Below are 25310 nucleotides of genomic sequence, written 5' to 3' on the forward strand. Positions count from 1 at the left end.
GGGCTCGGACCGGTGCCGCGACGGCCTACCGGCCGAGGTCGTCCGCGCCGAAGGCGTCCGGCAGGATCTCGCTCATCGGGCGTACCCCGGCCGCGGTGTCGACCAGCAGCGCGGGGCCGCCGTTCTCCCACAGCAGCTGGCGGCAGCGCCCGCACGGCATCAGCGGGTCGCCGTGCCGGTCCACGCAGCTGAAGGCGGTCAGCCGGCCGCCGCCCGAGGCGTGCAGGGCGGAGACCAGGCCGCATTCGGCGCACAGCGCGACCCCGTAGGCCGCGTTCTCGACATTGCAGCCGACGACCGTACGCCCGTCGTCGACCAGGGCCGCGGCGCCGACCGGGAAGCCGGAGTAGGGCGCGTAGGCCCGCTCCATGATGTCCCGGGCGGCGGACCGCAGCGCTTCCCAGTCGACCTCGGCGCCGGGTGCGGGCCGCGTCATCCGCCCTGCCCCTTCCGGTAGGGCAGGCCGTCCGCCTTGGGCATCCGCAGCCGTTGCGCGGACAGGCCCATGACCAGCAGCGTCGCGACGTACGGCGAGGCCTGGACGACCTCGTCGGGGACGGTGTCGGTGGTCACGTACCAGACGGCCAGCAGCACCGCGAAGCCGATCGCGAAGCCGGCCGACAGGTACGCCTTGCGGACGTACTTCCAGATCGCCATCGCCAGCAGCAGCACGGCGAGCAGCAGGAGCAGCGCGTGCACCGAGTCGCTGCCGCTGCGCAGCTGGAGGCTGTCGGCGTAGCCGAACAGGCCCGCGCCCATGGCCAGTCCGCCGGGCCGCCAGTTGCCGAAGATCATCGCGGCGAGGCCGATGTAGCCGCGCCCGCTGGTCTGGCCTTCGAGGTAGAAGTGCGTGCCGATGGCGAGGAAGACGCCGCCGAGTCCGGCGAGGCCGCCGGAGACCGTCACGGCCACGTACTTGTACAGGTAGACGTTGACGCCGAGCGATTCCGCGGCCACCGGGTTCTCACCGCAGGAGCGCAGCCGCAGGCCGAAGGACGTACGCCACAGCACGAAGAAGGTGCCCACGAAGAGCGCCACGGCGAGCAGCGTCAGCGAGGAGATGTTGGTGACCAGGCCGCCGATGACGCCGGCCAGGTCGGAGATCAGGAACCAGTGGTGCTTCTCCAGCGTGGACAGCCAGTGCGAGAGGCCGGGCACGGTGAAGGACTTGATGTCCTCGATCGGTGGCGACTGCTTGGGGGTGCCGCCCTCGCTGGCCGCCTTGCCGACGTTGAAGATGCGCTTGGCGAGATACGCCGTGACGCCGGCGGCCAGGATGTTGATCGCCACACCGGCGATGATGTGGTCGACGCCGAAGGTGACGGTGACGACCGCGTGCAGCAGGCCGCCCGCCATGCCGCCGAGGACACCGGCGAGCACGCCCATCCACGGGTTGAGGCTCCAGCCGGCCCAGGCGCCGAAGAAGGTGCCGAGGATCATCATCCCTTCGAGGCCGATGTTGACCACGCCGGCCCGCTCCGACCACAGGCCGCCGAGACCGGCGAGCGCGATCGGTACGGCGCCGGTCAGCGCGCCGGCGATCTGGCCGGAGGAGGTGACGTCGTCGGCGCCCGCGATGGCGCGCACCGCGGAGATCACTATCAGCGCGGCGGCCACGATCAGCAGGACCACCGGGACGGAGAGCCGGTGCCTGCCGCCCCTGCCACCGCCGGTCCGGGGTGCGGCAGGCGGCGGGGTCTGAGTAGCGGTGGCAGTCACGCCGACACCTCCTGCTTGTCGTCGGAGCCGGCCGCGGCGAGTTCCGCTCCGACCTGGCGCTGCTGCCGTGCGAGGCCGTAGCGGCGTACGAGTTCGTAGGCGATGACGACCGCGAGCACGATGGCGCCCTGGATCACACCGACGATCTCCTTGTCGTACCCCTCGAACTCCAGGCCGTTGGAGGCGCGTTCGAGGAAGGCCCACAGCAGCGCGCCGATCGCGATGCCGATGGGGTTGTTGCGGCCGAGCAGCGCGACCGCGATACCGGTGAAGCCGATACCGGCCGGGAAGTCGGTGCTGAACTGGTAGGACTGGTTGAGCAGCGTCGACATGCCGACCAGGCCGGCCATCGCGCCGGAGATCAGCATGCTGACCACCACCATCTTCTTCACGCTGACCCCGCTGGCCTGCGCCGCGGACTCCGAGCGGCCGACCGAGCGCAGGTCGAAGCCGAAGCGGGTGCGGGACAGCACGAACCAGTACAGGACACCGGCCAGGCCCGCGAAGACGATGAAGCCGACCACCGGGTCGGTGGCGGTGGTGAAGTTGAACAGGTGGCTGCTGGACGGGATCGGCTTGGTGGTGATGGTGTTGGCCAGTTTGTTGGTCACACCGAGTCTGCCGTCCTGCAGGAAGTACCCGATGACGATACCCGCGATCGAATTGAGCATGATCGTCGAGATGACCTCGCTGACCCCGCGGGTCACCTTGAGCACACCGGCGATCGCCGCCCACGCGGCGCCCACCACCATCGCGGTGAGGATGATGATCGGGATCTGGATGAAGCCGGGGATCGACATCGAGCCGCCGACGGCGGCGGCGAAGAAGGCGGCGAGCCGGTACTGCCCGTCGACACCGATGTTGAACAGGTTCATCCGGAAGCCGATGGCCACCGCGAGACCCGAGAGGTAGTACGGGGTCGCCTTGTTGAGGATGTAGACCTGGCTGTCGGACTTGCTGCCGTAGGTCAGCATCACGTGGAAGGCGTGGAAGGGCTCCTTGCCGCTGGCCAGCAGCACCAGGCCGGTGACGATCAGCGCGCCCAGCACGGAGAGCACCGGGGCGGCGAGGCCGAGCAGCACCCGGTCCTTGTCGAACTTCTTCATCGGTCCTCTCCCCCGGACGTGTCGTCTCCGGACGGCCCTGTGCCGCCAGGCGCCTCCGGCTCGTGTTCGAGGTGGCCCGCGGCCGCTCCGGTCATGGCCGAACCCAGCTCCTCCGGGGTGATGGTGGCGGGGTCGGCGTCCGCGACCAGCCGGCCGCGGTACATCACCCGCAGCGTGTCGGACAGGCCGATCAGCTCGTCGAGGTCGGCGGAGATCAGCAGCACCGCCAGGCCCTCCCGGCGGGCGGCCCTGATCTGGTCCCAGATCTGCGCCTGCGCGCCGACGTCCACGCCCCGGGTGGGGTGCGCGGCGATCAGCAGCTTCGGCAGGTGGCTCATCTCACGGCCGACGATCAGCTTCTGCTGGTTGCCGCCGGACAGCGACGCGGCGGTCACCTCGATACCGGGCGTACGGACGTCGTAGTCCTTGACGATCCGCTCGGTGTCGCGGCGGGCGGCGCCCGGGTCGATCAGGAAGCCGCGGCTGTTGGGGCGCTCGGTGACGTGGCCGAGGATGCGGTTCTCCCACAGCGGCGCTTCGAGCAGCAGCCCGTGCCGGTGCCGGTCCTCGGGGATGTAGCCGATGCCGTCCTCGCGGCGGGAGCGGGTGGGGGCCCGGGAGATGTTCCGGCCGTCCAGGGTCAGCACGCCGGAGTTCAGGGCGCGCATGCCCATGACGGCCTCGACCAGTTCGGCCTGCCCGTTGCCCTCGACGCCCGCGATGCCGAGGACCTCGCCCTTGTGGATGGTGAAGCCGATGTCGTCCAGCACGGTCCGCTCGACGCCGTCGGAGTCGGTCTCGAACAGCCGCAGGCCCTCCACGGTGAGCATCGGCTCGGTCGTGACGGTGGACTCGCGGGTCTCGGGCGAGGGGAGTTCACTGCCGACCATCAGCTCGGCGAGCTGCTTGGCGGTGGTCGTGCGCGGGTCGGCCTCGCCGACCGTGGTGCCGCGCCTGATGACGGTGATCTCGTCGGCGACCGACAGCACCTCGCCGAGCTTGTGCGAGATGAAGATGACGGTCAGGCCCTCGGACTTCAGGCCGCGCAGGTTCTCGAAGAGCGCGTCGACCTCCTGCGGCACCAGGACCGCGGTCGGCTCGTCCAGGATCAGGATGCGGGCGCCGCGGTAGAGGACCTTGAGGATCTCCACCCGCTGGCGGTCGGCGACGCCCAGGTCCTCGACGAGCGCGTCGGGCCGCACGCCGAGCTGGTAGGAGTCGGAGATCTCCTTGATACGGGCGCGGGCGCGTCCGCCGATGCCGTACGCCTTCTCGCTGCCGAGGACGACGTTCTCCAGCACGGTGAGGTTGTCGGCGAGCATGAAGTGCTGGTGCACCATGCCGATGCCGCGGGCGATGGCGTCGCCCGGGTCGCCGAAGACGACCTGTTCGCCGTGGATCGCGATGGTGCCCTCGTCCGGCTTCTGCATGCCGTAGAGGATCTTCATCAGGGTGGACTTGCCGGCGCCGTTCTCGCCCACGAGGGCGTGCACGGTGCCGCTGCGCACGGTGATGTCGATGTCGTGGTTGGCGACGACACCGGGGAACCGCTTGGTGATGCCGCGCAGCTCGACGGCGGGTGGACTCGTGGACGCGTTGATGGCGCACTCTCCTCGGGGGAAAGGCTCGGGGCGGTGGTGGTGAAGGTATCGCGGGAAAGAGACGCTACGCGCGTAGCGTCGGCTTTTCACAGCACGGAATCGTCACGACCCGGACGGAAGCGGGGCGGGGACCGGGAAGGGTCCGGGGCCGGACCGGGACAGGCCGGGACCAAACCGGCCCGGACCGCGACCGAGGCCCGGCGGGGGCTGCCGCAGCATCCCCGCCGGGCCTCGCAGGCCGTACCGGCTCACCCGCAGTGGAACACGTGGCTCACGTGCTTCACGGGGTGGAGCTCACCTTGACCTGACCCGAGACGATCTTCTGCTTGGCCGCGTCGATCTGCGACTGGATGTCGGCGATGAAGCCGCCGGAGGTCGCGAGCGACACACCGTTGTTGGCGAGGTCGTAGGAGTTGGTGCCGACCTTCGGCTTGTTGTCCTTCTTCACCGAGTTGATCAGGTCGTAGACCGCCACGTCGACGTTCTTGATCGCCGAGGTGAGGATGCTGTTCTTGTACTTCGCCAGCGCCGTGTCGGTGTACTGGTCGGAGTCCACGCCGATCGCCCAGGCACCGGACTTGCCGGCCACCTTCTGGATCGAGCCGTCACCGGACAGGCCGGCGGCGGTGTAGATCACGTCGACGCCCTTGTCCAGCATGCCCTGGGCCTTGGCGGCGGCCGACGTCGCGTCGTTGAAGCCGCGCGGGTCGGTCTTGTACAGGTACTCGCGGGTCAGCTGGACGCTGGGCTTGGTGTCCTTGACGCCCTGCGCGAAGCCGGCGTCGAAGGTGCCGATCAGGGTGTTCTGCACACCGCCGATGAAGCCGACCTTGCCGGTCTTGGACTTGAGCGCGGCGGCCACACCGGCCAGGTACGAGCTCTGCTCGGTGGCGAAGACCATGCTGTCCACGTTCGGCGCGTCGACGACCGAGTCGACCAGGCCGAACGTCACGTTCGGGTACTTCTTGGCGACCGTCGTGACGGCCGTACCGTAGGTGTAGCCGACCGCGACAACGGGGTTGTAGCCGGCCGCGGCGAGCGAGTCGAGCCGCTCCACGCGGTCCGACTCGGTCTCGCCGTTGGCGGCGGTCAGCTCCTTCGAGTCCAGCTTCAGCTCGCCGTCGGCCTTGTCCAGGCCGCGGGCCGCGGAGTCGTTGAAGGAGTGGTCGCCACGGCCGCCGACGTCGTAGGCCATGCCCACGCCCTTGGTCTTGCCGCCGCCACCGGACGAGCTGCTGCTGGAGCCGCTGCCGCCCGTCGAGCCGCTGTCCGACGTGGTGCTGCTGCCGCACGCGGTCGCGGTCAGTGCGAGAGCCGCGGAGACCACACCCGCGGCAGCGATCTTGGATACCCGGCGCAAGAGGGTCCCCTTCGGTTCGAAGCGCCCCGTCCGGCGCTGGCTAAGCGGGAGCTTAACGCGCGTAGATGTCAGGTAAAGACCGTATGAAGGCCTGTTATCGGATCGACGCATTTCCGCCAGGTGAAGCTCCCGTAGCCATGGCCTCACCCGGTGTCAGACCAGCAGCGCAACCCCGGTGAACAGCTCCACACCGACCGTGATCGCGCCCTCGTCGGCGTCGAAGTCGCCCTGGTGCAGATCACGCTTGACGGTGTCCCCCACCGGCCGCACCCCGAGCCGGGCGAGCGCGCCGGGCACCTGCTCCAGATACCAGGAGAAGTCCTCGCCGCCGAGGCTCTGCTCGGTGTCCTCCACCGCGTGCAGGCCGTGCCGCGCGGTCATCGCGTCCCGCAGCAGCTCGGTCGACACCGCCTCGTTCACCACCGGCGGCACCCCGCGCTGGTACGTGATCTCGCACTTGGCCCGGTACATCGCGGCGACCTGGTCGATCACCTCGTGCACCAAGTCGGGCGCCTCGTGCCAGGCGGTCAGCTCCAGGCAGCGGACGGTGCCCTCCAGCTCGGCGTGCTGCGGGATGACGTTCGCCGCGTGGCCGGCCTCGATACGGCCCCACACCACGCTCAGGCCCGAGCGCGGGTCGGCGCGGCGGGTCAGCACGACCGGCAGCTCGGTGGCCAGCTTGGCGGCGGCCATCACCAGGTCGGTGGTCAGATGCGGCCGGGCGCTGTGCCCGCCGGGGCCGTCCAGGGTGAGCAGCAGCTTGTCGGCCGCCGAGGTGATCGGGCCCTGCCGCAGGCCGATCCTGCCGACCTCGACCTTGGGGTCGCAGTGGACGGCGAAGATACGTTCCACCCCGTCGAGCACGCCGGCCTTCACCGCGTCGAGCGCGCCGCCGGGCATGACCTCCTCGGCCGCCTGGAAGACCAGCCGCACCGGGCGCGGCAGCCGGCCCTGCGCCGCCAGGTCCGCCAGCACCAGGCCCGCGCCGAGCACGACGGTGGCGTGCACGTCGTGCCCGCAGGCGTGCGCCCGGCCCTCGACGGTCGAGCGGTATTCCACGTTCTTGGTGTCCGGCACCGGAAGAGCGTCGATGTCGGCGCGCAGCGCCAGCCGCCCCCGGGTCGGGTCGTCGGGCCCGATGTCGCAGACCAGGCCGGTGCCGCCGGGCAGCACGACCGGGTTCAGCCCGGCCAGTTCGAGCCTGGCCTTGATCTTTCCGGTCGTCCTGAACTCCTGCCGGCTCAGCTCCGGGTGCCGGTGCAGGTCACGTCGGAAGGCGATGAGCTCATGGCGCAGTGTTTCGGACAGCGCACCGGACGGCGCTGCGGGTGAGTCGTTCACCCCAGTCAGGGTAGGCCCCATGACCGGCTCCTCTGGGCTGATCGGACAAAATTAAGTGCAGTAGGAGGAGAAGAAGTCGCCCGATCAGCGCATACCCGGTCATCCTCTGGGGTATGCCCACCCTTTTGGGGTTCGGACACGAACACACCCATACTCGCTCAACGAGCACCCGCCCGCGAGGCAACGCCCACTGATACGCCCGGCGCTTCCGTGACGGCTGGTGACAACCTACGGCACTCATGTGACGACGACGTGAAGCCCCAGGCAGGACGCTGTCGCTCGGCTGGCGGTCAAGCCGCGCACATACGCGGAGGCCGGCATCGCGCACTACTGGTGCGTCGAGGACGAGGACGGCACCGTCGCCGTCCACGTCTACGAGCTGGACCGGCCGACCGGGGCGTACGCGCCCGCGGGCGTCTTCCGGCACGGCCTCAAGCGCCCGGTCCCCTTCGACATCTCCCTCGACCTCGACGCGCTGACGCCCTAAGGGCCGAGGAGGCGGGCGTAGAGGTCGAGGAGGGGGGTGGATTCGGTCTGCCAGGACCAGGTGCGGAGGATGTCGACGCGGTCGTAGGCCTTGCGGTAGCGGCGCGGGTTGGTCAGGACCGCGCCGACCGCGCGGACGAAATCGGCGGTGTCGGCGGCGCGGAAGACCTCGCCGTTGCCCAGTTCCAGGGTCGCCGCGGCCATCGCGCGGACATCGCTGACCACCACGGGCAGCCGCGCGTGGGCGTACTCGAAGTAGCGGGTGGCCAGCACCGACTGGTGGTGCGGGAGCTTGTGCACCGGCAGGACGCCGATGTCGGCCGACGCCAGGAACGCCGGGATCTCCGCGACCGGCACGTACGGCAGCACGTGCAGCCGCCCGTCGACGCCGAGCTGGGCGGCGCGTTCGCGCAGGGCGGCCAGGTCGGGGTGGTCAGGGTCGGGGACGACGAAGGCGGCGTGCAGGTCGTAGAGCTTGGGCAGCGCCTCGATGACGGTGGCCGGTCCGCGGTCGGGTGTGACGGGTCCCGCGTGGACCAGCAGCGGTACGTCGGGACCCAGGCGGCAGCGGTCCCGTACGCCGTGCGGGTGCCGGGCCGTGGTCGCGGCCAGCGGCGGGGCGTTGCGTACGACCGCGGGGGTCGCCGACAGCCGGTGCCTGGCCCGCAGCTCGCGGGCCAGGCCCTCGCCGACCGTGACGACGCCGTCCGCCTCGCGGGCGAAGGACCGCTCGTGCGCGTCACCCGCGACGGTGGCCCGGCGGGACGGGCCCGGGGTGCGCGGCGGTACGTCCCACACCACCTCGATCCGGTGGCCGGCGCCTTCCGCGCGCAGCGCCGCCCTGATCGCGACGCCCAGCGCCCGGTGGCCCAGCGCGTGGATCAGATGCGGGCGCACCTCGTCGAGCACCGGTCCGTACGCGACCTCCTCGTCGAGCAGGCCGGGGTCGAGGCGGCGCCAGGCCCGGCGGCCGAGCAGCAGCCGGGTGACGTCCGTCATCAGGTTGTCGAGCCGCGCGTCGGGGCTGCGCCGGCGGCGTACGGCGGCCTGGTACTGCGCGGCCCGCACCCGGGTCCAGCCGGCCCGTAGCCCGTAACGCAGCCAGGCCAGCGCGTGGCCGCATCTGGCCAGCGCCAGCAGCGGCAACGGGCGGTGCACCAGGTTGAGTTCCGCCGACCGTGTCACCAGCAGCGCGCGGGCGGCGGCGAGTCGGACCGTCCGGTGGTCGTGCGCGCCGGCGCTGCGGTACGCGAACGGCCAGCGCAGTCCCGGGCGCGGGCGCCGCACCCGGTGGTTGCCCAGGACGCCCTGGACGACGACCCGCCGTACGTCGATGCCGCGCGGCGCCACGGTGGCGGGCGCCTGGCCCACCAAGGTCACGCGGTAGCCCGCGGTGCGTGCGGCTGCCGCGACCCTCAGGGCCCGGGAGTCGCCGTCGACACCGCCGCCGGTGACGACGGCGACGCACGCGTCGCGTGCGGCTCGCGCCGCAGGAGCGGAGGGTTCCGGGTCCGAGGGGTGTGCGGGGGTCGGCCCGCGTAAAGATCCCGCCATTCCCATATGTGACACCACGGAGATGATCATTGGGTTACGTCCGGTTGGACGCGAGGCGAACGAGCCCCTGCGGGGCGGCTGTCGGGCTTCACACCTGCTGCCCGGTGGGGGCTTGTCGCGCGGGTCCCCGCGCCCCTGGGCGGGTACCGCTTTCTGTGGCGTTCACAGTGCCGCCGCGCTGTGGCCGATCGCGCGGTTCCCCGCACACGTTGGGGGGGTGCCCCTGCGGTGCGTGCTTGCCCGCGGCGGCATCGAGGCTGAGCGCGCGGTTCCCCGCGCCCCCGCGGGGCGCCCTTGCCTGCGGGGCAGCGTTCCTCTGCCGGAGACGGCACGTCACGTCGTGCGGGTGGCCGCCGGAGGCAGGTTGTGGAGGTTGCGGGCCGAGTGGGTGATACCCGCGAGGAACGTGTGGGCCCGGGGGGCCGCCCCCGACGTGAGCCAGGCCGGGTCGATGTCGACGACCTCGATGTCCACCCCCGTACCGTCCAGCACGAGCGGCAGCGTATGGACGACCGTCGAGGGGAACGACAGCACCTTCCGCCCGGTCGGCCCGCGCCGGGCGACGAGTTCGAGCGGCAGGTCGGGCCGGACGATCTCCAGGCCGGTCTCGGCGGCGAGCAGGCGCAGCTTGTCCGGCGCCTCCTTGCGGTGCGCGAAATACCGCTTCGCCCCGTGCCGCCGGGCCAGTTCCGCGACCACCGCCAGGTAGTGGCCGGGGTCGACGACCCCGGTCTCGACCAGCGACGTCCCGATCAGGTCCGTGCCGCCGAGCACGCTCGGCGGCCCGAAGCGCTCCCTGGTCCACGCGAAGCGGTTGGCACCGAGCACCATCCCGGCCGGCGGCGTCGCGGGCATCGCGCTGAAGAGTTCGACGTGCCGCCGCCCGCCGGGAGTCAGCCGGCGCCTGGCGGCGGACGCGAAGACCCCGAAGGCCGCGTCCACCGGGGAGCGCCGCCGCCCGCTGCGGTGCCACCGCACCAACCGCCCGCCGCGGCACAGGATTTCGGTGAACTCCATGGTGGCGGTGCCGTCGTCCACCACCGTCAGCTCCCTGGCCCGGCACAGCGGCAGCAGCACCTGCACCAGCCGCGAGAACGGGTCGCCGATGACCAGCCGCCTGACCCGCAGCAGCAGCGGGGCGAGCGCGAGCGCCGTACGCAGCAGGCCGCCCCGGCCGCCGCGGGCCTCGTACCAGCGGACGACCGCGCCCTCGTCGCGGGCGAGTTCGGCCATCCGCCGCAGTTGGCCGCGGCTGGTCGGGTCGGCGGGCGAGAGCACCACGACGGTCAGCGGCGCGGCGGACTCCCGTACGGGCGGGCCGTGGTGGGCGCGGCCGTCGCGGGCGGCGGGGACCGCGGGGCGGTGCAGGTGCGCCCACTCCAGGACGTTGAGCAGTTGAACGGGTGACTCGACCAGCGCTACGGCCCCGTTGCCCGGGTCGGGCGCCGGGAGGGTGCCGGAGGCGGGGGTGTCGGCCATCGACTCGTCCTTGTCATCGCTTGGTGCGGTCCTGGTGGTCCGTGCGGCCTCCGCCGCCGCCGTGCCGGGGTCAGACCGACGCGGGCTCCGCGCCGGCCCCGACCTCCGCCTCGGCGATCACGCCGGCGACCCGGCGGAGCTTCTTCATCGGGCCCAGCTCGCCGTCGTAGACCTTCTTGACGCCGTCGCCGAGGGAGGTCTCGATGATGCGGATGTCGCGGACCAGCCGCTCCAGGCCCTGCGACTCGACGGACGCGGCCTGGTCGGAGCCCCACATGGCGCGGTCGAGGGTGATGTGCCGCTCGACGAAGACCGCGCCGAGCGCGACGGCGGCCAGCGTGGTCTGGAGGCCGACCTCGTGGCCGCTGTAGCCGACGGGCACGTTCGGGTACTCGTTCTGCAGGGTGTTGATCATCCGCAGGTTCAGCTCCTCGTGCTTGGCCGGGTACGTCGACGTGGCGTGGCAGAGCACGATGTTGGCGCTGCCCAGCACCTCCACGGCGTGCCGTATCTGCCGGGGCGTGGACATGCCGGTGGACAGGATCACCGTGCGGCCGGTGGCACGCAGCGCGCGCAGCAGGTCGTCGTCGGTCAGGCAGGCGGACGCCACCTTGTGCGCGGGCACGTCGAACTTCTCCAGGAAGGCGACGGACTCCACGTCCCACGGCGACGCGAACCAGTCGATGCCGCGCTTGCGGCAGTACGCGTCGATCGAGCGGTAGCCGGCCTCGTCGAACTCGACGCGGTGCCGGTAGTCGATGTACGTCATACGGCCCCACGGGGTGTCCCGCTCGATCTCCCACTGGTCGCGCGGGGTGCAGATCTCCGGGGTGCGCTTCTGGAACTTGACCGCGTCGCAGCCCGCGGCGACGGCCGCGTCGATCAGGGCGAACGCGTTCTCCAGGTCGCCGTTGTGGTTGATGCCGATCTCGCCGGTGATGTACACGGGCTGGCTGTTGCCGATGTGGCGGGAGCCGACCGGGCGGAGGTTGGAGGGCAGGGAGGCGAGAGGAGAGGTCACGGGAAGTTCCTTACGGTGTTCGGGACTGACGGGGGGGGAGGTGGCCGGGTCAGCGGGCCAGAGTGGGGCCGAGCAGCCACGCGGCGATCTCGCGGATCGCTCCGTGGCCGCCGTCGGCCGTGGTGATCGCGCGGGCCGCGGCCCGTACGACGTCGTGGGCCCCGGCGACGGCGACGGGCCAGCCGACCAGGCCGAAGCACGGCAGGTCGTTGACGTCGTTGCCGGCGTAGAGCACCCGCTCGGGCGCGATGCCGTTCTCCTCGCACCACTGCTTGAGCGCGAGGTCCTTGCGGTCGATGCCGTGCAGTACGGGGACGTCGAGCTTGCGCGCCCGTGCGGCGACGACCGGGTTGGTCTCGGTGGACAGGATGAGGACGGGAAGTCCCGCACGGCGCATGGCCGCGATCCCGAGCCCGTCACCGCGGTGCACGGTGACGGCCTCATGTCCGTCCGCGTCGATCAGCACCCGGTCGTCGGTCTGGGTGCCGTCGAAGTCCAGTACGACCGCGTCGACGTCGTCGCCGGTCGGGGTGGCCGCCGCCGGGTCGAGCAGCGGGGCCAGGGCGCGGGCGCGCTGGAGGTCGGCGGGCTCGTCGATCTCCAGCACCTTCGCGGAGTCGGCGCGGACCAGCGCGGTACGCCCGAAGAAGCGGTGGCCCGCGGCCCGGAAGCCGGCCGCGCGCATGGCGTAGGCGGCGCCGGTCTCCAGCAGGTCCTGCGGCCGGTCCTGACGGCGCGGGCGGGTGGCCTTGTCGTGGTTGACCCCGTAGGCGGAGTCGCCCCCGGCGGGGTCCCCCGCCGGGTCGCGCCATATGAAGCCGTGGAAGGGGGCGACGGTGTGGGCGGTGTCGGCGCCGCCCTCGACGACCGCGGCCACGACGCCGTCGATCTCCTCGCCGGTGATGAAGGGGCTGGTGCACTGCACCAGCAGCACCACGTCGGGGGCGGCGCCCGTCCTCGCCTCGTGCGCGTCCATCGCGTGCAGGACCGCGGCCTCGCTGGTCGCGGTGTCGCCCGCGATGGCCGGCGGCCGCAGGACGACCTCGGCGCCGGCCGTCCTGGCGACCTCGGCGATCGACGGGTCGTCGGTGGACACGGCGACCGCGGTGACCCGCCTGGCCCGCAGGCACGCGAGCACCGCCCGCGCGACCAGGGGCACGCCGCCGACCGGGGCGAGGTTCTTGCCGGGCACGCCCTTCGAGCCGCCGCGGGCGGGGATGACGGCCAGTACGGTGTGGCCTCCGGCCCGGGTGGTGGGGTCCGCCGGCGGGCGGGACGTCTCGCTCATCAGGTGGCTCCTGTCATCACTCGCGGCTCCGCCACGAACGGGTTGCCCCCTCCGGGGGCGCGATGTCCTGCGGCTCCCCCACGCATCCGCCGGCGCGGGGCTGTGAGGGTCCCGCCGCGGCGGGGGCTGCCCATCCGCCAGCGCGGGGCTGGGGTTCCCCTTCGGCAGGGGGTGCCCATCCGCTGACACGGGCTGGGGGTCCCGCCGCGGCGGAGGGTGCCCCGTAGGGGCGCGGGGAACTGCGCGGCCGGCCGTCGACAAGCCGCACGTCGCCACCGGGCGGAAGGGGCTGTCGCTGTCGCATCCGGACCACCGGCCGGTGGCGGGTTGCTCGCGCAGTTCCGCCCCCAGAACTTCGCCTGGGGGTACCCCCAGCGCCCTCGGGGGGCACCCCGGTGCCGGAGGGGAGCCGCACAGCCGCCGTGCCCGGCGGAAGCGCAGCCGCCGACGCGGCGGCAGCCCCATGACCACGCCAGCGCAAGCGTCATAGCTGGCCCCAGCGGCGGATCGTGGGGGCCACCCGCTGGACGCCCTGGCGGTACGCGGTGCGGGCGGAGTTGCGGACGAATTCGCGGACCGCCTGGCGGACCGGGCCGGCCTCGCGCGGGGTGAAGCCGTCGATCGGCTCGCCCTTGGGGGTGAGGCCGTGGCGGGCCAGGATGCCGGGGAGGTAGCCCGGCGCGGTGCGCAGCGTGTAGTAGGGGGACAGCGCAGGAAGCTCCGGCAGGTCGAGCAGCGCGCGCACCCGGCCGCGCAGGGCGGCGTAGGGGGCACTGCTCGCGACGCCGTGCTCCGCGGTCCACTCCTGCGAGGCCCGCGGCATGCGCCCGTCGTCCAGCTCGTCCCACGAGGCGTAGCAGCCGGACCCCAGGAAGTGGTGGTTGCCCAGGGACTCGCGGATGCCGAGGTCGGTGAGGACCACCGTCGGGATGCCGCGGTGCAGCGATTCGAGCGCGGCGGTGGAGCTGACCGTCACCAGCAGGTCGGTGCGGTCCAGGACCTCGGCCATGTTGCCGTAGACCAGCCGCAGGTTGGCCGGCGGGTCGAGGGCGGCGACCAGCTTCTGGTAGGGCTGCTCCTCGATGTGGGTGGTGTGCTCGCCCGGCTTGCTGCGCAGCTTGACCAGCACCTCGCGCGACGGGTGCAGCCGGGCGTGCTCGACGGCGCGGCGCAGCAGGTGCAGCCGGTCGGCGCGGCTGTCGGGCACGGAGGGCTGTACGGCGAAGGTGACGGTGAAGGGCCGGCTGTCGTCGGCCCGGTAGGGGTCGCCGCCGAGGAAGGGCAGCGCGGTCTCGACGATGGCGCCCGCGGGGTGGCCGACCCCGTCGTAGACGTCCCTGAACCGCCGGGCGTCGTCCGCGCTGTTGGCCAGGACGACATCCGCTCCGGCGCGCAGCAGCAGCCCGTCGGCGAGCTTCTCGTAGACCACGCCGACGTATCCGGTGACGACGACCGGGCGGCGGGCGCGGCCTTCCCACGCGCGGGACAGGCCGTGCAGCAGGGCCTGGACGGTGCCGCCGACGCAGGAGAGGACGAGTACGTCGCAGGTGCCGGCGTGGGTCCGCGCCAGGATCTCGGCCGCGGTCGACTCGGCCATCGAGTCGGCGGGGATGCCGAGTTCGGCGAGCTGCCGCGGGGTGGGGGTGGCCCGGCCGCGGAGCAGCCGTGCGTCGAGGCGGGCGTCGGGGTCGATGCGGCGCGCGGTCAGCGCGCCCCATTTCCACCGGGTGTCCGAGTCGGCGATCACGGTGATCCGCAGGGGGCCTGGCGTACGTTCTGGCACACGCCGACAGTAGGAAGCAGGCGGGTGGAATGCGCTAATCGCAGGCCAACAAAGGGTAAACAGAATGCCGCTACTTCGCGAGTACGCCCGCGCATTGACGGCATCACCTTCCGGCCATTCGCCGTTTACCCAAACGTTCCCCGCCCGCCCATCAGGCCGCCGGATGAGACCTTAGGATTCGGCGGGTGGTCAAGCTCTCCGTCATCGTGACATTTTTCAACGTGCAGCAATTCGTTCCCGACGCGCTACGCAGTCTTGAGGCGAACGCCCGTTCAGATTTCGAGTTCCTGCTCATGGACGACGGGTCGACGGATCAGACGCCCCGCCTGCTGGAGGAGGGAGCGCGCTCGCTGCCGGGTGCCCGCGTGGTGCGGCGGGACCACGCCGGGGTCTCCGCCCTGCGCAACGCGGGCATCGGCGCGGCCAGGGGCGACTACCTCACCTTCATGGACGGCGACGACTGGATGGCCCCGGGCTATCTTCCGCAGCTGGCCGGGGCGATGGACGAGCTGGACGTCGACTTCCTGCGCACCGACCACGTCAAATGCACCGGTACCGCCCGCGAGATCGTGCGGGTGCCGCACGGCCGCCGCAATGTCGTACTCGATCCGCGCGCGTGCATCCTGCCGGCCGACCGGCCCTCGCTCGTGGACTATCCCAATCTCCCCTTCGGCGCGTACCACCGGCGCACGGTCGACCGGGGCCTGCTGCGTATGCCGGAGGAACTGCGCACGGCCGAGGACCGGTTGTGGGCCTGGCGCATGCACCTGGAGGCCGAGTCGGTCGCCGTAGTGGGCCTGCTGGGCATGCACTACCGCCGCAGCGTGTCGACGTCGCTGACCGCGATCGGCGACGAGCGGCAGCTGGACTTCATCCGCTCCTGCGAACTCGCCTTCGACCTGCTGGCCAAGGACCCGGAGGGCGACCGCTTCCTCCCGAAGGCGGTACGCCAGTTCTGCGCGCTCACCGTCTTCCACCTGGACCAGATCGACCGCTTGGAGCCGGCGATGGCCCGGCGCCTGAAGTCCTCCTGCGCGGCGGCGCTCGGCCGGCTGCCCCGGGATGTGCTGAACACCGTGCTCGACTCGATGGACATCGAACGGAGCACGAAGATACGGCGGTTGCGCTGGCGGCTGCCGGCCAGGCCCGACGACATCGACACCCGCGACAGCAACGGATCGGCGGTCGCGTGATGCCCACCACCCAGCTCTTCCTCGCGTCCACCCTGTACGGCGCCGCCACGCTGGCCGCCGCGATGGACGCCGGCACCATACCCGCGGCCGGCCGCCGCGTCCTGGTGGTCAGCAACAACGCCTCGGTGCCCGAGACCCAGCCGGGCCCGGACCTGGCGCCGGGCTTCGAGGCGCTGCGCGGCCGTTTCGACCGGCTCGTGTCCTGGAACGAGCTGATCCACCCGCAGCACCCCGGCGGCTGGCTGCCGCGTACCAACGAGATCCCCATGTGGGAGCGGCACGTGCGGCTGCTCTGGCAGCTCGGCGACGACGACGTCGAGCTGATCGTGGAGTCGATCCAGGTCGCCCCCGCGCTGTCCCTCGCGCAGGTCTTCCTGGGCGCCCCGATCACGGTCTACGCCGACGGCCTGATGTCGTACGGCCCGACCCGCAACAAGCTCGGGCTGCTGGTGGACACCAGGATCGACAGGCTGCTGCACCTGGACCTGGTCCCCGGTCTCGAACCGCTGCTGCTCACCGAGTTCGGGGTGCCCTCGCAGGTGGTGCCGAGCGCCGAATTCACCAAGGTGCTGGCCGAGGTCGCGGAGGCGGCCGGTGACGCGGTCGGCCGCGACCTCGCCGCCGTCCCGCGGGACTGCGCCCTGCTGCTCGGCCAGTACCTGTCGGCGCTCGGCATCCTCAGCACCGAGGAGGAGGAGCGGCTGCACCTGTCGATGGTGCGCGGCGCCGTCGCGCTCGGGCTCCGCAGGATCGTCTTCAAGCCGCACCCGACCGCCCCCGCGCACTGGACGGAACCGCTCAGGGACGAAGCCGCCAGGCTGGGAGCCGAGTTGACCGTGCTGGACTCCCCGGTGCCGGCCGAGGTGGTCTACCAGAGGGCGCGTCCGGCGCTGGTGGCCGGCTGCTTCTCCACCGCGCTGCTCACCGCGTCCGTGCTGTACGGCATCCCGGTGGCGCGGGCCGGCACCCGGCTGCTGCTCGACCGCCTGGCGCCGTACCAGAACAGCAACCGGGTGCCGGTCACGATCGTGCACGCACTGCTGCCCGACCTGGCCGACGCCGAAGCGGTACGCGCCTGGTCGCCGCCGTCGCCCGAGCGGGTGGCGGCCGAACTGACACCGCTGCTGCGGGCCGTGGGCTACTGCATGCAGTCCCAGGCGCACCCGGGCCTGCGGGACGAGGCCGCCGCCTGGCTCGCCGCGAACCTGACCGCCGACACCTGGCCGTACTTCAAGCGGCGCCGGCTGACCTCGCTGGGGCTGCCGGGCGCGGTGCCGGCCCGGCTGGCGTTCGTGCCGCGCAACCGCACCGTCCGCCGGGTGGCCCGGCGGGCCCGGGCGCTGAAGAAGGCCACACTCGGCTGAGCCGGCCGGGGCGCGGATCGGGGGTGTGCGGCGGTCGGACCGCCGCACACCCCCGCTTCGTCACGCCGTACGCCGGCCGGTGCGCCGGTACCACCAGCCCGTGGCGGCCAGGCTGATCAGCGCGGCCACCCCGACCGCCCCGCCGAGCCGCAGTCCCGGCGGGGCGAAGGTGCAGCTGATCGAGGTCGCCCGGCCGTCCAGCGGCACGGCGATCAGGCCCAGGTACTTCTGCGCGGACTTCGCCGACGCGTCCCCCGCCGCGCAGCGCCAGCCGCTGATGCGCGGCACCGCGACCACGGCCGTCCCGGTGCTGCCGGGCGGCAGCTGCGCGGTGAGGGTGTGGCCGTCGACGTGCACGGCGGTCGCCCCGGTCGCCGTCAACTGCCGTACGGCCGCGTCCAGCCGGCTCCTGACCAGGCAGCCGATCGACTGCCGCGGCAGCCTGAGGTGGCCCGTGAAGCTCAGCGCGACCTGCACCTCGCCCGACGCGGGCACGGTCCCGACGGCCTTCATCGCACCGCGGACGGCGGGCAGCCGGCCGTCGAAGTCCACCGGTGCTCCCCCGCCGAGCGCGGCCGTCCCCTTGTACTGCGGCGCCCAGAAGTACACCTGGGCGCCCGGGGTGCAGGCCGTGGTCAAGGTGGCCGAGCCCGCGGCGGGGTCGGCCCGCGCGATCGGCGCCGGCGGGTCGTAGACGCTCGCGCCGAGCAGCATCTCCTGGTTGGCGAAGGCCGAGTCCTGCCAGCGCTGCGACGCGTCCGGCAGCCGGAGCCCGGCGCGTACGGTCACCAGCGGCGGTACGGCGGAGTTGGTGGCCGTGGTGGTGGCCCGCGGCAGCTCGTCGGTGCGCGGCGGAGCGGCCGGGACGGAGTGCATCCGGGTGCCGATGGAGAAGATGGCGTCGGTGACCGGGTTGTCGAGGGAGACGGTGTGCCGCCCCTTGGCGTAGTAGCCGAAGCCCAGCTCGGACAGCATCCAGGAGGTGTCGTCCGCGGTCAGGCTGCTGTAATACTCCGCGCCCTGCCCGCCGACGAGCATCTCGTCGTTGCCGCCCGGCACATCACCGGGATCGGTGCGCGACCGCGGCCAGTCGTCCTTGGCGGCGACCGCCGCGGCCATGTCCTGCTGCGCCGGGCCGACCCGCGGCGACCAGGACACCTCCTGCAACTGCAGCTCGGCGACCCGCATCCCGGTCACCGCCGTCTCGCCGCCCTGGGCGAGCACCAGCAGGGCGACGGCCGCCACCGGCAGCGCCCGGGTGGCCACCCCGTACCGCCGCGCGACCAGCACCGCTGCGGCGGCCAGTGCCCCGAGCAGCAGGGCGACGGCGAAGGCGGGGTAGGTCCAGCGGTCGATGGCCTGCCGCCCGTGCGCCGCCAGGGTGACGACGGCCAGCACGGCCGCCCCGCCGAGCAGCGCGGGCAGTTCGGGCAGCCCGTCGGCGGTGGACAGCCAGGCGGCGATGAGCAGCAGGCCGCACAGCACGAAGGTCTGCCGGTAGGGCACCCCGTTGGGCGAGGCGCCCGCGTGCCAGAGCAGATGGGTCGGCTCCCAGTTCAGCGACAGCGCCACCAGGCAGACGGCCGCCGCCCAGCCGGCCCGTACCCGGGTGGCCACCGCCCGGTTGAAGGGCAGCGTCAGCGCCAGGGCGAGCGCCGGGGTGCCGATGAAGAGGGCGGGGGTGGCCGTACTGGTCGTCGCGGGCAGCAGCCGGGCGGCGATGTCCGCCCACGCGGCCGGGGCGAAGACCACCTCGGGGGTGGGGTCGGCGACCTTGGTGGCCTTGTAGATCACCAGCACGAGCGGGGCGGCGAGGCCGATGCCGATCAGTACCGCGCGGGCCGCGTGCAGCAGCCCTGCCAGCCGCCGCCGGCCCGCCTCGTCGGCGGTGAACAGCCGCACCACCAGCACGACGGCGGCGCCGATCGTGGCCATGTACGCGGTGTAGAAGTTCGCCAGCCACGCCACGCCCACGACCAGCGGCCCCAGCACCGGCCGCCGTCCGGCCCGCGCCCACTCGCCGACCAGGCACAGCAGCGGGAAGGCCAGCAGGCCGTCCAGCCACATCGGCACCGAGGCGCCGTTGTCGAGCGTCCAGCCCGACAGCGCGTACGCCGCCCCCAGCACCGCCGCGACCGGCCACGGCCCGCGGCGCAGCCGCAGCAGCAGCACCGCCATCGCGGCGCCCGCGGCGGTGATCTTCGCCGTGGTGATGACGTAGAGCGCCAGCTCGGTCCTGTCGGCGGGGAAGAGCACCACCAGCAGGTCGAAGGGACTGCTCAGATACGTGCCGAAGTCGCCGAGGAAGTTCGTGCCGAAACCGGAGTTCCAGTTCACGAACATGTCGCCGTCGGCGCCGCCGGTCAGCATCGTGCGCCAGTAGGCGTGGTAGGGCAGGTACTGATTGCCGAGGTCCACGATGTTGCGGGTGTGCGAGCCGAGCGGATAGCTGCCGGCCAGCAGCCCGCCCAGGCAGAAGACGACGCAGGCCAGCGCGGCGGCGCCGAGCCCGGCGCGCAGCGGGGCGGCGGCCGGCGCCAGGTCGAGCAGCCGCCCGCCGGCGCCGCGCCGGCCTGCGGGTGGCTGTTGCTCCTCCGCCGTCCTGGCGGGGTTGCCCTGGGCGGGTGCGGCCTCGGCTGCTGGGGGCACGGGTCCTCCGGGGTGCGATGCGCAGCGCGCCTGACAGCGCGCAACCCGGTGGGTGTGTCACCGCACGGGTGGCCGCCCATCCCAGCCGAGGCGGGCGACGCCGTTCCGACCGCCGGACGAACCGTGCCCTGCGGATGAGTGAACGCCGGACGTCGTCCGGCGCCGCCACGCCGTCAGAAGGCGTCGGTCGGCACGTAGGTGCCCCACACCTCGCGCAGCGCGTCGCAGACCTCGCCGACCGTGGCCCGCGCCCTGAGCGCGTCCTTCATCGGGTGGAGCACGTTGTCGGTGCCCGCGGCGGCCTTCCGCAGCGCGCCGAGCGCCGCGTCGACCACGGCCTGGTCGCGGGCGGCCCGCAGCCTGCCCAGCCGGGCCGCCTGCTGCGCCTCGATCGCCGGGTCCACCCGCAGCGGCTCGTACGGCTCCTCCTCGTCGAGCTCGAAGCGGTTGACGCCGACCACCACCCGCTCGCCCGCGTCGGTCTCCAGCGCGATGCGGTACGCGTTCCGCTCGATCTCGCCCTTCTGGAAGCCGTGTTCGATCGCCGCGACCGCGCCGCCGAGATCCTCGACCCTGGCCATCAGCGCGACGGCGGCGGCTTCGACGTCGTCGGTCATCTTCTCCACCACATAGCTGCCCGCGAACGGGTCCACGGTGGCGGTGACATCGGTCTCGTAGGCCAGCACCTGCTGGGTGCGCAGCGCGAGCCTGGCCGACTTGTCGGTGGGCAGCGCGATGGCCTCGTCGAAGGAGTTGGTGTGCAGCGACTGGGTGCCGCCCAGCACCGCGGCCAGGCCCTGCACGGCGACCCGCACCAGGTTGACCTCGGGCTGCTGCGCGGTGAGCTGGACGCCCGCGGTCTGGGTGTGGAAGCGCAGCATCAGCGACTTGGGATTCCGGGCGCCGAATTCCTCGCGCATCACCCTGGCCCAGATCCGCCGGGCCGCGCGGAATTTCGCGACCTCCTCCAGGATCGTGGTGCGCGACACGAAGAAGAACGACAGCCGCGGCGCGAAATCGTCCACGTCCATCCCGGCGGCGACCGCGGTGCGGACGTATTCGATGCCGTCGGCGAGCGTGAAGGCGATCTCCTGCGCGGGCGAGGCGCCGGCCTCGGCCATGTGGTAGCCGGAGATCGAAATGGTGTTCCACTTCGGGATCTCGGCGCGGCAGTAGGCGAAGATGTCCGCGATCAGCCGCAGCGACGGCTTGGGCGGGAAGATGTACGTCCCCCGCGCGATGTACTCCTTGAGCACGTCGTTCTGGATGGTGCCGGTCAGCCGGTCGGCGGACACGCCCTGCTCCTCGCCGACCAGCTGGTAGAGCAGCAGCAGGAGGGCGGCGGGCGGGCGGCGCACCGCCGCGGCCTGGGACGTTCCTCACAGCCGCCGACTCTCTACCAAGGGTGCCGCAACCGTCCGGGCCGGAAACGTGTCTAGGGGTGCACAACGGCTGACGCACGGGGATGGAGAGCGATGTCCACAGGCAGGAACAGGAGCAGACGGCGGGTCCCGGTGGTGGTGGCCGCCGCCGGAGCGGCGCTCGCCATGGCGGTGCTCGCCGCGTGCGGACCGCAGGACACCGGGGCCGACCAGAAGCCGTCGACCACCACGACCGCGGCCGGCACGACCGCACCGGCCACCACCGGCGCGGCCCCGACCACCGCCCCGGGGACGACCGCGCCGGCCACCACCGCGCCCACCCGTACGGCCGCACCGACCACCGCGCCGCCGACCACGAAGGCGCCGACCACGCCTCCGGTCGCGCCCGCGGTGATGACGGTGGGGGCGACCAGCTCCCAGGTGCGCGAGCTCCAGGCCAGGCTCGGCCAGCTGCACCTGTTCTCGCAGAATCCGACCGGCTACTACGGCGCGGTCACCGAGCACGCGGTCAGCGACTTCCAGGAGCGGCACGGCCTGACCTCGACCGGCAGCGTCAGCCAGAACACCTGGTCCAAGCTGCGCTCACTGACCCACCAGCCCACCCACAAGGAGCTCTACCCGCCGGTCCCGGCCAAGCCGGCCGGCAAGCTCGACCCGCGCTGCATGACCGGCCGCGCGCTGTGCGTCAGCAAGACCAGCCGCACCCTGTCGTGGGTCATCGACGGCAAGGTGCAGGCCACCATGGACGTCCGCTTCGGGTCGCAGTACACCCCGACCCGCGAGGGCCTCTTCCATGTGAACTCCAAGAGCCGCGACCACGTCTCGACGATCTACCACACGTCGATGCCGTTCGCGATGTTCTTCAGCGGCGGCCAGGCGGTGCACTACTCGTCCGACTTCGCCGCCCGCGGTTACGCCGGGGCCTCGCACGGCTGCGTCAACGTACGCGACAAGGCCGCGATCACGAAGCTCTTCGACCAGGTGCGGGTCGGCGACAAGGTCGTCGTCTACTGGTGACGTGACCGGCTGTCAGGACCGCGGGCCCGAGGGCCCCCGGGCCTGACGGGCAGGAGCGCGGTCGGGCAGGGGGAAATGCGCCCGGCCGCGCTCCGTAGCACCCGAACCCGATACGGGGTGGACCGGGATCAGGGGGGCCGATGACCAGTCGGCCTTACTCCCTACAGCGCACGGACCGTCAGAAGTGTCACCTTCCAGGCGGCCGTGACGGTGAGCGCTGCCCGGGGCGCGTGTGGCGCGGACCACCGCCGCCGCGTCCCTTGACCGTCTTCTCCGGTTTGCCGGTCCTCCCGGCGCTGCCGCCGTTTCCGCCGCGCCCCGCGCTCCCCCCGCTCTTCAGCGCGAGCTGCCCGGCCTTGGTGTCCTTGGCCGGCTTGCCGCCCTTCCCCGTCGCAGGACCGTGCGGGCAGCGCGGGACCGGAGCCCGGTGGCAGGCGTGGCCGTACCCGCGCCCGCCCGCGCCCTGCCGGTCCTCGCCGGCGCCGCTGTGCGGCGGCGGCGCCGCCGGGCCGCCGCCGCGGGCGCCGGGACCCGCGGTCCACGGCCCCGACGTGCTGCCGTCGGGCGACACCGCGGCGGGCGGCCTGGTGCCCATCGGCGTGCTCCCCGAGCCCTCCCCCGACGTGAACGACCTCGCCGCCGCGGCCATCCCGACCGCCATCCCGCCGAGCGCCAGCGCCGACACCACTGCCGCGGCCATCACCCGCGGGCGCCGCACCGCGAAGGCGGCCCGCAGCGCGGCCAGCCGGCCCCTGCCGCGGGCCTTGCCGCGGGCCTTGCCCGCCCGCCCGGCGGCGGCCGTGCGGAAGGCGGCCAGGGCGGCGGCCTCCCTGGCCGGGTCGAGCGGCGCGTGCCCGTCGCGCGCGGCGGCCAGCAGCCGCACCAGCCGGTCGGCCGGCACGCCGGGCGGCGTACAGCGCCCGTCGCCGGCGAGCAGGACCTCCGCCGTACGGGCGTCCGGCCACGCCCCGAGCCGCTGGGGCGGGCGGGGGTGCCGGGCCGGGTGGGGCAGGTCCGTGGATGCGGCGTCCCGTCGGGTGTTGTCGCTCATCCCACTTCCTCACAGCGCCTTGGACGCGGAAAACGTCACATCCGCGTGCGGACGGTCCGCGGGCCGCCGCTCCGGGACCGCGTCGGGGCCGTCGCCGTACTCCCCGTGGTCCCCGTGCGCGTGGTCCGCGTGATCCCCGTGGTCCCCGTCGTCGTACTCCAGGATTTCGGCCAGCCGCCGCAGTCCGCGGTGGGTGGCCATTCTCACCGATCCGGCCCGTTTCCCGAGCACTCGCGCCGCACTGGTCGAATCGAGCCCCATCACCACCCGCAGCAGCACCGCCTCCGCCTGCTCGCGCGGCAGCGCCGCGATGGCGGCCAGCGCCCGGTCGGTCGCCACCGCGTCCAGCGCCTCGCCCGCCGTGTCGGCCCGGTCCGGCAGCTGGATCAGGTCGTCCACCCCGCCGCCCGGCACCGGCCGCCGGCTGCGCGCCCTGATGTGGTCCAACGCGCGGTTGCGGGCGATCCTGGCCGCCCAGCCGCGTATCGACCCGCTGCCGCCGCGGTAGTTGGGCAGGTCGCGGGCGATCTGCAACCAGGCCTCGGACGCCACGTCCTCGGCGTCCACCGGCCCGACCAGGCTGCGGACGTAGTTCAGCAACTGCGGCTGGACAGCCCGGTAGACGGTACGGAACGCGCCCTCGTCGCCCCGCTGCGCCGCGCTGACGGCGGCCTCCAGAGACTCGTGCACTTCCACGTCGGGCCCCACCCCCTCGAACACACGGCCAATCCTGCCTCATGCGCGGCAGTGACACTTTTGCTCTGGGATACGCCGTACAAGTCGGCGGCCGGGGACGCTCCTGTGGGGGGAGGCGGCCCCCGGCCGTCGTCACTTTCCGTACGCGCTTTCCCGCGCGGCCCGCCGGAGAATGCCCCGCGCGCCTGCCCGCCCCCGCGGAAGGCGGCCGGTCAACACCGCGCCAGGGCACGGCTCCGTACGGGTGAAGTTCGCACACCTGCCTGCCCTGTTCGAACCGGGCGCGCCTACAGTGGAGTTCTCCCCCCGCCGAATCAGCCGTACGAGGCCGCCGTACGTCCCCGCCGTCACGGATCGGCCTCACGCCCCGCCCCCGCCGTACGGGTTCGCCCTGCGCCCGTCCCCGCCCACGACTCTGGAGCCCGCTGCTGTCCAGCGACACCGCGTCCGACGCTCCGCCGTCCCCGCTGACGCGGCTCAACCAGGCGCCGCCCGCCGCCGCGGAAACGGCGCTGCTGGCCTGCTGCGGCAGCAGCCGGTGGGCCCGCCGGATGGCCGCGCACCGCCCGTACCCGACCGTCGAGACGCTGCTCGCCGCGGCGGACGAGGCCGCGTACGACCTGACGCCGGGCGATCTCGCCGAGGCGCTGGCCGGCGAGGCGCCCACGGCGTTGACCGACCGGGGCGGCCTGACCGTGCACACCGCGCTGCGCGCCGCCCACGCGCACTACGAGGCCAAGTTCGGCCACGCCTTCATCCTCGCCCTGGACGAGCGCACCGCCGCCGACCCGGGCGCCGCCCTGGACCAGATGCTGGTCAGCCTGCGCGAAAGGCTCGGGCACGACGAGGACGAGGAGCGGGTGGCCACCGCGCGGCAACTGCGCCGGCTCTGCCGGGCCCGGCTGATCCGGCTGGCGGGCGGCAGCGGCGAGCCCGGCCGCCCCGCCGGGTTCGCCGGGTTCGGCCGCCCCGACGCGTTCCGCGCTTCCGGCGCTTCCGGCGCTTCCGGCGCTTCCGGCGGCGGGCCGACGGACCAGTCCGTGCGCGCATTCGAGGCCGCGCGTTCACCCGACCGTGCGGGATCGATCACACCTGGCCCACCCCGCGGTACTCAGGCCGTATCGCGTCGCTACGATGGCCGGGGCCGGTGGACCGTACCCGGCCGGGCGTGACCGACACCCCTAGCCGGCACCCCTCGCCCCGCTCCCGGAGGGTTTTTT

The 25310-nt window shown here is 73.0% G+C and carries 18 protein-coding genes and 2 pseudogenes; 5 read left to right on the forward strand and 15 right to left on the reverse strand.

The window, feature by feature from the left end; translation table 11 throughout:
• Nucleotides 1-25: 25 nt before the first annotated feature.
• From OHA86_RS13605 to OHA86_RS13630, 6 genes are all read right to left on the reverse strand, one after another.
• Nucleotides 26-436 (reverse strand): cytidine deaminase, encoded by a 411-nt coding sequence (locus OHA86_RS13605; RefSeq protein WP_329175342.1) that lies wholly within the window; start codon nt 434-436, stop codon nt 26-28.
• Entirely contained in the window at nt 433-1719 is a 1287-nt protein-coding gene (locus tag OHA86_RS13610; RefSeq protein WP_329175344.1) for an ABC transporter permease, read from the reverse strand. The genes OHA86_RS13605 and OHA86_RS13610 overlap by 4 nt, the downstream gene beginning before the upstream one ends.
• The gene (locus OHA86_RS13615) at nt 1716-2825 is read right to left on the reverse strand and encodes an ABC transporter permease (RefSeq protein WP_329175346.1); all 1110 of its coding nucleotides are present in this window, start codon (nt 2823-2825) and stop codon (nt 1716-1718) included. The genes OHA86_RS13610 and OHA86_RS13615 overlap by 4 nt, the downstream gene beginning before the upstream one ends.
• Complete coding sequence (locus OHA86_RS13620) at nt 2822-4426, reverse strand: ABC transporter ATP-binding protein (RefSeq protein ID WP_329182397.1); 1605 nt, start codon at nt 4424-4426, stop codon at nt 2822-2824. The genes OHA86_RS13615 and OHA86_RS13620 overlap by 4 nt, the downstream gene beginning before the upstream one ends.
• A 280-nt stretch (nt 4427-4706) precedes the next feature.
• Nucleotides 4707-5786 (reverse strand): BMP family lipoprotein, encoded by a 1080-nt coding sequence (locus OHA86_RS13625; RefSeq protein WP_329175348.1) that lies wholly within the window; start codon nt 5784-5786, stop codon nt 4707-4709.
• Nucleotides 5787-5939: 153 nt separating this feature from the next.
• A complete protein-coding gene (locus tag OHA86_RS13630; protein WP_329175350.1) occupies nt 5940-7148 on the reverse strand; it encodes an amidohydrolase in 1209 nt (402 codons plus the stop codon).
• A gap of 268 nt (nt 7149-7416) precedes the next feature.
• On the opposite strand from OHA86_RS13630, the pseudogene OHA86_RS13635 reads away from it, so the two are divergent.
• Nucleotides 7417-7614: pseudogene (locus OHA86_RS13635) on the forward strand (Uma2 family endonuclease); the annotation flags it as partial.
• Here OHA86_RS13635 and OHA86_RS13640 read toward each other — a convergent pair.
• The 5 genes from OHA86_RS13640 to OHA86_RS13660 all read right to left on the reverse strand — a co-directional run bounded on the left by OHA86_RS13640 (nt 7611) and on the right by OHA86_RS13660 (nt 14738).
• On the reverse strand, nt 7611-9173 hold the full coding sequence (locus OHA86_RS13640; RefSeq protein ID WP_329182398.1) for a glycosyltransferase: 1563 nt from the start codon (nt 9171-9173) through the stop codon (nt 7611-7613). The pseudogene OHA86_RS13635 and the gene OHA86_RS13640 overlap by 4 nt on opposite strands.
• A gap of 327 nt (nt 9174-9500) precedes the next feature.
• Entirely contained in the window at nt 9501-10646 is a 1146-nt protein-coding gene (locus tag OHA86_RS13645) for a hypothetical protein (RefSeq protein ID WP_329175352.1), read from the reverse strand.
• A gap of 70 nt (nt 10647-10716) precedes the next feature.
• Nucleotides 10717-11646 (reverse strand): N-acetylneuraminate synthase family protein, encoded by a 930-nt coding sequence (locus OHA86_RS13650; protein ID WP_329182399.1) that lies wholly within the window; start codon nt 11644-11646, stop codon nt 10717-10719.
• A gap of 70 nt (nt 11647-11716) precedes the next feature.
• Nucleotides 11717-12955 carry an acylneuraminate cytidylyltransferase gene (locus OHA86_RS13655; protein WP_329175354.1) on the reverse strand — a complete coding sequence of 413 codons (1239 nt, stop codon included), beginning with the start codon at nt 12953-12955 and terminating at the stop codon, nt 11717-11719.
• 484 nt (nt 12956-13439) lie between these two features.
• Nucleotides 13440-14738, reverse strand: a complete 1299-nt coding sequence (locus OHA86_RS13660) for a DUF6716 putative glycosyltransferase (protein ID WP_329175356.1) — start codon at nt 14736-14738, stop codon at nt 13440-13442.
• Nucleotides 14739-14923: 185 nt separating this feature from the next.
• On the opposite strand from OHA86_RS13660, the gene OHA86_RS13665 reads away from it, so the two are divergent.
• Both OHA86_RS13665 and OHA86_RS13670 read left to right on the forward strand, forming a co-directional pair.
• A complete protein-coding gene (locus OHA86_RS13665; RefSeq protein WP_329175358.1) occupies nt 14924-15931 on the forward strand; it encodes a glycosyltransferase family 2 protein in 1008 nt (335 codons plus the stop codon).
• Complete coding sequence (locus tag OHA86_RS13670) at nt 15931-17295, forward strand: polysialyltransferase family glycosyltransferase (RefSeq protein ID WP_329175360.1); 1365 nt, start codon at nt 15931-15933, stop codon at nt 17293-17295. Before OHA86_RS13665 ends, OHA86_RS13670 begins: the two co-directional genes overlap by 1 nt.
• 60 nt (nt 17296-17355) lie before the next feature.
• Here the strand turns inward: OHA86_RS13670 and OHA86_RS13675 are convergent, their stop codons facing one another.
• Both OHA86_RS13675 and OHA86_RS13680 read right to left on the reverse strand, forming a co-directional pair.
• Nucleotides 17356-19944 carry a YfhO family protein gene (locus tag OHA86_RS13675; protein ID WP_329175362.1) on the reverse strand — a complete coding sequence of 863 codons (2589 nt, stop codon included), beginning with the start codon at nt 19942-19944 and terminating at the stop codon, nt 17356-17358.
• A 173-nt stretch (nt 19945-20117) separates the two neighbouring features.
• Nucleotides 20118-21290, reverse strand: a pseudogene (locus tag OHA86_RS13680) (acyl-CoA mutase large subunit family protein); the annotation flags it as partial.
• Nucleotides 21291-21419: 129 nt separating this feature from the next.
• On the opposite strand from OHA86_RS13680, the gene OHA86_RS13685 reads away from it, so the two are divergent.
• A complete protein-coding gene (locus OHA86_RS13685; RefSeq protein WP_329175364.1) occupies nt 21420-22343 on the forward strand; it encodes a L,D-transpeptidase family protein in 924 nt (307 codons plus the stop codon).
• A gap of 187 nt (nt 22344-22530) precedes the next feature.
• Here the strand turns inward: OHA86_RS13685 and OHA86_RS13690 are convergent, their stop codons facing one another.
• Together OHA86_RS13690 and OHA86_RS13695 are read right to left on the reverse strand one after the other, a co-directional pair.
• Nucleotides 22531-23394, reverse strand: coding sequence for a hypothetical protein (locus tag OHA86_RS13690; protein ID WP_329175366.1), 864 nt, complete (start codon nt 23392-23394; stop codon nt 22531-22533).
• Between the two features lie 9 nt (nt 23395-23403).
• Nucleotides 23404-24114, reverse strand: a complete 711-nt coding sequence (locus OHA86_RS13695; RefSeq protein WP_329175367.1) for an RNA polymerase sigma factor — start codon at nt 24112-24114, stop codon at nt 23404-23406.
• Between the two features lie 491 nt (nt 24115-24605).
• On the opposite strand from OHA86_RS13695, the gene OHA86_RS13700 reads away from it, so the two are divergent.
• Nucleotides 24606-25262 (forward strand): 2-oxo-4-hydroxy-4-carboxy-5-ureidoimidazoline decarboxylase, encoded by a 657-nt coding sequence (locus OHA86_RS13700; protein WP_443071989.1) that lies wholly within the window; start codon nt 24606-24608, stop codon nt 25260-25262.
• The last annotated feature ends 48 nt before the right edge of the window (nt 25263-25310 follow it).

Source organism: Streptomyces sp. NBC_01477 (assembly GCF_036227245.1).
Taxonomy (GTDB): Bacteria; Actinomycetota; Actinomycetes; order Streptomycetales; family Streptomycetaceae; genus Actinacidiphila.